Consider the following 8,812-nt stretch of genomic DNA (forward strand, 5'->3'; position numbering starts at 1 on the left):
ATTTTTAGCAAAAGTATTGTTATATACTACTTGAAGTGTGTATTTAGTAGTTGTGAATACCAACCTTTCAACTTCTGACGATACAACCTCACATAAGCTTGACGTAATTGTAAAACAATTGGTAGTTTGAAGTAACAGCTTAATGAACACTAAGTAACCAGACTTAATATAACCTGTAAAAAATGACACTACAAATAGCCTTAAATCAAAAAGTGTCCTTATCTGCAAATGTTCTGACTCAAGACTTAGCAGGGGAATCAGTTTTACTGAATCTGCAAAGCGAAGAATATTTTAGCCAAAACGAAGTTGGTACAAAAATGTTCTTTATGCTCACTGAATCAGATTCTATCCAGACAGCTTACGACACCTTGCTAAAAGAGTATGATACCGAGCCAGAGAAGTTAAAACAAGACTTGCTCAAGTTTATTGATAAATTGGTTAAGGCTGGACTAGTGGAAATTACTGATTCTTAACTTAAAGCAAAAAATCAAATCATGCGTGTACTAATGATAGGTGCTGGAGGCGTTGCCTTGACAAGACCCTTAGATTGGGTAGTTAAAGCAGGTTATGAAGTTTGGCTACTAGGAGATGTAGACCCCTATGAAACTGAAGCTCCCAAAAATTATCGCTATTTCCCCACTGTTTGGCGAAAGTATCTAGAGGAGTTTACCAACACCTACCCATACGAAGATCAGATGGCCGAGGAAATGGCGGAGCCGTTACGTAAACTTGTAGACGAATTCCAACCTGATATTATCCATGTCCACGCCATTGGTTGGCACGCCCAGTGTTGTGTCCTGGCGAATCTAAGCCCTCTTGTCGTCTCTGCTTGGGGCTTTTTAAATCATTTGCTACAACCAGAAAGGGAACAAAGCAAGCATAACGATAGGGTTAACCAAGTGTTTAATAATACTGGTGTGCTGATTGTAGAGACACCTAGTTTGATAGAAAAATCTAAAGCACTGTTGAACCCTAATCAACGGGTAGAATTAATTCCTTTAGGGACAAACCCTCAACATTTTCGCACTGGAGTCACCAAGGATTTACCAAAATGGCGACGGGAAATATTGAAGATTGATGAAGAAGCCACAATTCTGCTTTCCCCCCGTGGTTGGTCTAAGCTGTACAACCATGAGCAGATATTTACAGCCTATGCACAGGCTTTTCCTCAATTCACCAAACCGACGGTACTCGTCTTTTCAAAGCTAGGGCGTGCTGGCGGGGAAGAAGCAGTAGTTATTTACGAAAGCATCAGCAAACAAGCAGAAGAACTTGGGTTATTAGATAATCTGCGCTGGATGCCCGCCCTACCTTATAATTTCATGCCTACAGGCTACAACTTAGCAGATGTGATTATCAATTATCCCGTCAGTGATGCCTTTCCTTCGACACTAATTGAAGCAGTTGCCTGTGAACGCCCAGTTATTACCTGTGATTTGTCAGCTTATCGAGGCACTTTTATTGAAGAATTTTGTACTTTGGTAGAACCGGAAAACCCAGATGCTCTAGCAGAGGCAATGATTAAAGTTGTCAATCAACCTCCCCAAGAGCGAGAAGCACATCTTGCACAAGCACGGCAAGTTATTGTCGAGAAGTATGACGAAGCAATTTTACAAAAGCGGATTTTCCAAATATATGAAGATTTAGCATCTACATTTTCATTTGTACCCTAAAGAATTTACGCTACAGAGTACTAATAAATTTAACAATATTCATGTAAATTAAATTTGGTCATGGTACTATTTTATAGTCTGATAACTCCAAATTAGTAAAACACAAAAAATAAGGGTTTCTCAAATGTCTCAATCTGAAAACACGAAAAAAAACTATTCTGAACCTGAATTGAAAGCTCACGGTAAAATATCTGGTTTGACACAACAAGTGGGTGGTAGCGGTGGTTTTAGTACTACCACTGGCGGTGGTTTTATTACTACCAATGGCGATTTTTAGTACTACCACTGTGTCTACTCCTTAGTTGCCTATAAATCTAGACTAAAAGGGGTTTTTTACCTACCTTTTTCCTTAACACTTTGTGAAAATAAAGTGTGTAAGTTTCTCCTTTCCAATAGAAAAGAACGCCGACTTTTTGAAAAAGTCGGCGTTCTGAAACTCCTGAGTTTGCAGATAAAAATAAATATAAATGCAAATGTCGATTAAAAACGGTGACTATTACTATCAATTTTATGGACTCAACCTGTCTATTAATCGACTGCTCCCAGGGTTAGTTACTATTAACAGTTCTGCACCGATAGATGTTGCTATTCACCTAGTTGGTGAACAGCAAAGTCAACCGCCATTACTCGACCAAACTTTTTGGAATGTGCCGCTTGAGTGGTATCAACAAACAGGCTTCCACCTGTGGACAGCGCACCAAGATGACGGCACTTACTGGAGGATACGGTCTTTTGATGGAGTTGATTGCTTGGAATTCATCTTGAATCCTGATGGTAGTCAAGTTTGGGGTTTTTGGTCTAGAGATGCACTATTTACAGATGCGGTATCTTTGCTGCTGGGTTGTGTACTTGGTCATCTGTTACGGCTGCGGGGAGTGACTTGTCTTCATGCCAGCGTGGTTGCAGTTGATGGTAGCGCGATCGCCATTTTAGGACAATCAGGCGCAGGTAAATCAACCACAGCAGCAGCGTTGGCTAGCCGTGGATTCTCCGTATTGGCAGATGATATTGCCGCACTGATTCCTGATGAAAAAAGGTTTTGGGTACAGTCTGCTTATCCTCGTCTACGCCTGTGGCCTAATTCTGTAAATGCCATTCACGGCTCAATAGAAGAGTTATCACTAGTATCAACCAGTCTAGATAAACGCTTTATAGATTTGCAAATAAAAGATAGAGAACAGTGGCAGTTTCAACCCCAAGCTTTGCCATTAATTGCTGTGTACATATTAGGAGAACGAGACTCAAACCTCACAGAACCTATAATTAATTTTCTTTCTCTGCCTGAAGCAATGAAGCGTCTAATGTTCAATTCCTACGGGCGTGCTTTCCTCACTTCTCAACAGTGTAGGCAGGAGTTTCAAGAATTAGGTCAATTGGCAAAGACTGTTCCTGTGCGGGAGTTATTACTTCCTGATAATTTGGGAAGTTTAGGGCAAATTTATGATGTTATTTTAAAGGATTTACACCTGATTCATACTTTGGTTTAGCAACACCAGTAATTTGAATATCTGCCTATATTTACTAAGCAAATTTTTAAATATGCAAGTTTTTGAGCCAACCGTCAGTGTTATTATTCCAACTTACCAGCGTGGCCATCTTGTCAGTCAGGCAATTAACAGCGTTTTGGCACAAACCTACAAAGACTTGGAAGCCAATCCACGCATTGGTTTGATCTATTCAGATTCACTCTTTTTTTCTGATCAACGGGGTTTGTTTCCAGGTTCGTACAATACAGCATATCCTACCCCGAATCTTCAGGTATTATGGACTCTTTTTAGATACAACTACATTCCAGTCCCAACGGTTGTTGTGCGTCGAAACTGTTTAGATACAGTGGGTTTGTTTGATGAAACTCTCAGAAGTTGTGAAGATTACGATTTATGGCTGCGCCTGATTGAAAAATTTCCGATTTACTTTTTAAATCAACCCTTAGCACGTTATCGGCGATCGCCAAATAATCTTTCTCAAGATAAAGAGCAGATGTTCACTAGCCACCTGCGTACTAAGGAAAAAGTCATCAATCGCAATCCAGAATTGCTAAAATTTCCTATGAATTTTCTCGATCCTTACTTTTACAATATCTACCTCGAACTTGCCAATTTACATATTCAAAATCATCAAATAGAGCAAGCACGTAGAGTTTTGCATCGCTATCGAGAAATGCGGGGTGAAACCGCTAGGTATGAAGAGTTGCGATTATCTATATCTACTAAGCAAATTTAAGATCATGCATTTTATTGTCACTGGCGGAGCCGGATTTATTGGCTCTCATCTTACAGAACAATTGTTATCAGAAGGTCATCGTGTCACTGTAGTTGATAATTTGACCACTGGACGTTTAGAGAACTTACCTCAACATCCTCGTCTGACGTTTCTCCAAAAAGATATTTTGATATGTCAACCAGAAGATTTTACAGAGAAAGTCGATGGAATCGCCCATTTAGCAGCTATTTCATCGGTGACAGAATCTTTGTATCGTCCCCTAGAGGCTCATCACAATAATCTTTCGGCAACCCTAGCTGTGATTCAACTTTGCCAAGCTTTAACTATTCCAAAGTTAGTATTTGCCAGTTCCGCATCTGTATACGGCAATCTCACTCAATTACCAATTTCAGAAGAGCAAAAAACCTCTCCTATGTCACCCTACGGCTTACAAAAACTGGTGAGTGAACAATACGCTAGTATGTTTGCTAAACAACTAGGTTTTTCATTTGTTGGCTTACGAATTTTTAACGTATTTGGCCATAGACAAGTTCCTGATTCCAGCTACTCTGGCGTAATTTCCCGATTTGTTGACGTTATACAACGTGGCTTGCCAATTACTATTTATGGCGATGGAACTCAAACCAGAGACTTTATTTATATTAAAGATGTAGTTAGCGCTTTTTCTCAAGCATTAAAAGCAAATGTTACCCCTGGTTCATCCTTAATTTGTAACTTAGGAACTGGAAAATCTACTTCTTTAGTGCAGTTGATTGATATTCTCAAAAATCATTTTCCGCAATGGCAATCAGAAATTAATTTCCTTGCTCCTCGTTTGGGAGATATTCAGCATTCACAAGCTGATATTTCTAGGATATCTTCATGTTTAAACTTTCATCCTCAGTGGTCAGCAGAGTCGGCTATTAATTTTTTAGTTGCATCATCTTTGAACAACAAAGATAATTATTCAAAACCACGGGTTTCTCTATCTGCTTAATATTTAGAAAATAAAAATTTCGTTTTAAATAACAAAATCATCAAAAATTTCAGTAAAAATGAAGCACTTATCTAAGTTTCTCAATTTAGATTATCAAAAAAAACAACTTTTAATTAACACTTTTATCGTATTGACATTAGTTAGATTAGGTTTATGGTTGCTGTCATTTAAAACCTTGCATAAACTTCTATTAAGCCTAAGTAACACCAAACCTAAATGCCAAGAAAAATACCACATTTCTATTGACAAAATCATTTGGGCTGTTGAAGTGAGCAGTCATTATATGCCTGGTGTCAAGTGTTTGGCGCGTGCCTTGACTTGCCAGTTTTTCATGAGTCGCCACGGTTATATATCTAATCTCTGCATTGGTGTTGCCAAAGGTCAAGGAGGAGAGTTAAAGGCTCATGCGTGGTTAGAAAATCAGGGACAGGTTGTAATTGGGGATGTTGCAGACCTTTCTAATTTTAGCCAACTGGCATCTTTTGCAAAAGAGCATCTTTAAAAATATGAAACCAGGCAAAAGTTTAAGATATAAAATCCAGCAAAGCTTACGAATTCTGCCTGCGTTGCGCTTAGTTTGGAACAGTAGTCCTCGTTTGACTATTGCTTTGGTTGCACTTTTGGTTATTCAAGGTTTATTGCCTCTACTCTCTCTTTACCTTACCAAACTTATCGTAGATACAATAGCCGCCAGTGTTAATGTTGCCGACAAAGGAGCCGCCTTTGATCGAGTATTACTTTTGCTTGGCTTCTTTGTTGCTATCACCCTAGTAACTAACCTGTGTTCTTCCCTGACTGAAGTGGTGTATGCCGCCCAATCTCAGCAACTCACTGACTATATGCAAAACATCCTCCATGCTAAATCAATTGAGGTAGACCTGGAGTATTATGAAAACTCTGAATATTATGATGCCTTGCAGCGAGCGCAAAAAGAAGCTTCTTCTCGGCCGGGGCAAATCCTACATCGTTTAGCATGGCTATGTTTGAGTAGTATCTCTTTGGTGGCTATGCTGGGGTTGCTACTGTCATTGCATTGGGGAATAGGGGTTATCTTATTTGTTGCCGCAATTCCGTCCCTGGTAGTGCGGATGAAATATTCCGGTATCATGTATCATTGGCAGCGTCAAAAGACAGCCCAGGAACGCCAAGCAGGCTACTTGAGTCGGATACTGACTACAGAGCAACACGCTAAAGAAATTCGCTTGTTTGATTTGGGTTCTTTCTTTAGTCAGTGGTATCTGCGCTTGCGTCGGCAACTATACCAGGAAAACATCGCCATGACCAGAAGACAGTCTGTGGCTAATCTTGGCGCTCAAGCGACGGCGACAAGTTTAGTTTTTGCTGCCTATGGTTTCATTATTTATCAAACTATGCAAGGCACTATCCGTTTTGGTGATTTAGTCCTCTATTACCAAGCATTGCAACGAGGACAAAATGACCTAAAAAGTCTCTTGGGTGGTTTGTCTGGTTTATATGAAGACAATCTATTTCTCGCAAACTTATATGAATTTCTCGACCTGAAACCAAAGGTTGTAGAACCGTCACATCCAAAACCTCTTCCCATACCAATGCAAAATGGTATTGTGTTTAATCATGTCAGCTTTCAATATGCAACTACAAAGCGTCAGGCACTTGAGGATATTAATCTGATTATTCGCCCAGGAGAAGTAGTGGCGTTGGTAGGAGAAAACGGCTCTGGTAAAACTACTTTAATTAAGCTTTTATGTCGCTTATACGATCCTACTTTTGGTAGCATTACCATTGATGGCATAGATTTACGTCAATTTGAAATTGCTGCCCTCCGTAGTCAAATTAGCGTGATTTTTCAAGACTATACAAAATATCATCTGACGGCTAAAGAAAATATTAGGATGGCAAATATCAATCTGCCATTCACTCACGACGAAATCATGGCTGCTGCTCGTCGTTCCGGTGCTGATGATGTCATCAGCAAGCTACCTCAAGGTTACGATACCATACTGGGTAAATTATTTGAACAAGGGGAAGAATTGAGCATTGGTCAGTGGCAAAAAATCGCTTTAGCAAGGGCATTTTTGCGAGATTCACAGTTAATTGTGTTAGATGAACCAACCAGCGCTCTAGATCCGAAAGCCGAAGAAGAGGTATTTCAGAATTTTCGCCAACTGATTAAAAATCAAGCTGCTATCCTCATCAGCCATCGCTTATCAACCGTCAGAATGGCTGACTGTATCTACGTGATGGCAAACGGTTCAATTGTTGAAAGCGGCTCCCATGAGGAACTGATAAATATGGGTGGTAGCTATGCACACTTATTTGAAACCCAAGCCCAATACTATAAGTAATTTATGATTACCTTAAACAAGCCTATTACTCAATTGTCAACAAAGGTTCAACGTCCAGAAATTGAGCTACTTGTGTGTTGTAGCCGAACTCATATAGATCCCAAAACAGCAGAGCGAATTAATACTATACTCCAGCAAGAGATAGACTGGACATATCTGATGGAAATAGCAGCATATCATGGGACGATACCACTCCTGTACCAGAGTCTCAAGACCACTGGGAAAGAAGCTATTCCCAAAACAGTTTTAACTCAGCTTCAGAATCATTATCACACTAATGCTAGCCGCAACTTATTTTTGAGCCACGAATTGCTTAACATCCTTAAGCTTTTTGAAGCTCACCAAGTTCGGGCAATTCCTTTTAAAGGACTTGTTTTAGCTACTTCTATTTATGGCAACTTAGCGATGAGGCAGTTTAGTGACTTGGATATTCTGGTGAAACAACAGGATGTAGTCAAAGCTCAAGAATTATTGATTACTCAGAAATATCAACTAGAGGTTGACTATGGTTGGCAACAAACTTTTGTCCATAGCCAGAAACCAGACATAGTTGTGGATATTCACTGGGAACTGACTCCTTTGTCTTACTTCCCCTTTAAACTTCCTGATTTTGAAACTTTGTGGCAACGAAGCAGGTTTTTAACCCTCAACGACGAATCTATCATCGACTTGTCTTCTAATGATTTGTTGATCATCCTGTCCGTACAAGTTGCCAGAGGAGTTAATGAGGATAAAGTGTCTTTAGCTCAGATGTGCGACTTAACGGAATTATTACGCATTCAACAAACGCTGGATTGGGAACAATTATTGCAGCAAGTAAGCAGTCTGGAACTTAAAAGACCATTCTTTATTAGTCTATTTATAGTTGAAAATTTACTGAATGCCCCGTTGCCAGCGCCAGTAAAACAGGCTATTCAAAAACAGATCCAAATCGATCCCACAATTTTAATTTATGCTATGCGGGCGCAGAAACAGCTTTTCACGGAAATTAAAAGTCCACGGATAATTAAACTTTTTTTTCAGCACCTGATGATAAGGGGACCACTCAGCAGAATGCCAGATCGTGTCTATCTGGTGTGGCAATTTTTGAGTTTTACAACGAGGCTTGTAATTACTGATACTAACCAAGCAGACCGGGAATTTTTTCTATTGCCATCTGGTCTTTCTTTCCTATACTACTTAATCCGACCAATACGCTTGGTAAGCAGATACATAACTAATAGTAAATACAGATGAAAGCCATAAACGTAATTGATTACTAGGGCGTGTTGTTTAAAAAGTGCTTTACTTACAGATTTATTACAGATAGTTATTAATTGCAATGAAATCGAGCCAGGGATGAAGAGGTCAAACTATATGAAAGCTGAAGAGTTTGATCAAAAATTTGATGCAGGTGAGGACATGACTACGTATCTGGATATGAACACGATTCGTCGTCCAGGTTATGAGCAACGCCGTCAAATAAGCCCGGTTCATCTTCCCCAGCGATTCCAAAAACCTCTGCACCGACTCCTCCAGCGCAGAGGAATACACCCGTGAAATGCGATCACCTACGGTGGGCCCCTAGCTATCTAATTGGTATGAAAGAGCCTGAAACTCAAGCACAGAGAGAATTT

The 8,812-nt window shown here is 39.8% G+C and carries 10 protein-coding genes; all 10 read left to right on the forward strand.

The genetic code is table 11. From position 1 onward, the window contains the following. Positions 1-182: 182 nt before the first annotated feature. Positions 183-473 carry a PqqD family protein gene (locus ACM0OS_RS19465; protein ID WP_414544849.1) on the forward strand — a complete coding sequence of 97 codons (291 nt, stop codon included), beginning with the start codon at positions 183-185 and terminating at the stop codon, positions 471-473. Between the two features lie 21 nt (positions 474-494). Continuing rightward, a complete protein-coding gene (locus tag ACM0OS_RS19470) occupies positions 495-1,673 on the forward strand; it encodes a glycosyltransferase family 4 protein (protein ID WP_414544850.1) in 1,179 nt (392 codons plus the stop codon). Positions 1,674-1,797: 124 nt separating this feature from the next. Continuing rightward, positions 1,798-1,950, forward strand: a complete 153-nt coding sequence (locus ACM0OS_RS19475; RefSeq protein WP_414544851.1) for a hypothetical protein — start codon at positions 1,798-1,800, stop codon at positions 1,948-1,950. A 190-nt stretch (positions 1,951-2,140) separates the two neighbouring features. Continuing rightward, a complete protein-coding gene (locus ACM0OS_RS19480) occupies positions 2,141-3,160 on the forward strand; it encodes an HPr kinase/phosphorylase (RefSeq protein WP_414544852.1) in 1,020 nt (339 codons plus the stop codon). Between the two features lie 52 nt (positions 3,161-3,212). Further along, positions 3,213-3,896 carry a hypothetical protein gene (locus ACM0OS_RS19485; RefSeq protein WP_414544853.1) on the forward strand — a complete coding sequence of 228 codons (684 nt, stop codon included), beginning with the start codon at positions 3,213-3,215 and terminating at the stop codon, positions 3,894-3,896. Positions 3,897-3,900: 4 nt separating this feature from the next. Then, positions 3,901-4,872 carry an NAD-dependent epimerase/dehydratase family protein gene (locus ACM0OS_RS19490; RefSeq protein WP_414544854.1) on the forward strand — a complete coding sequence of 324 codons (972 nt, stop codon included), beginning with the start codon at positions 3,901-3,903 and terminating at the stop codon, positions 4,870-4,872. A gap of 58 nt (positions 4,873-4,930) precedes the next feature. After that, positions 4,931-5,374, forward strand: coding sequence for a lasso peptide biosynthesis B2 protein (locus tag ACM0OS_RS19495; protein ID WP_414544855.1), 444 nt, complete (start codon positions 4,931-4,933; stop codon positions 5,372-5,374). Positions 5,375-5,378: 4 nt separating this feature from the next. Beyond that, on the forward strand, positions 5,379-7,196 hold the full coding sequence (locus tag ACM0OS_RS19500; RefSeq protein WP_414544856.1) for an ABC transporter ATP-binding protein: 1,818 nt from the start codon (positions 5,379-5,381) through the stop codon (positions 7,194-7,196). Between the two features lie 3 nt (positions 7,197-7,199). Continuing rightward, positions 7,200-8,432 carry a nucleotidyltransferase family protein gene (locus ACM0OS_RS19505; protein WP_414544857.1) on the forward strand — a complete coding sequence of 411 codons (1,233 nt, stop codon included), beginning with the start codon at positions 7,200-7,202 and terminating at the stop codon, positions 8,430-8,432. Between the two features lie 102 nt (positions 8,433-8,534). Beyond that, positions 8,535-8,735 carry a CopG family transcriptional regulator gene (locus tag ACM0OS_RS19510; RefSeq protein WP_414544858.1) on the forward strand — a complete coding sequence of 67 codons (201 nt, stop codon included), beginning with the start codon at positions 8,535-8,537 and terminating at the stop codon, positions 8,733-8,735. The last annotated feature ends 77 nt before the right edge of the window (positions 8,736-8,812 follow it).

Source organism: Nostoc sp. CCY0012, assembly GCF_963920855.1.
In the GTDB taxonomy this organism is placed as follows: domain Bacteria; phylum Cyanobacteriota; class Cyanobacteriia; order Cyanobacteriales; family Nostocaceae; genus Cyanocohniella.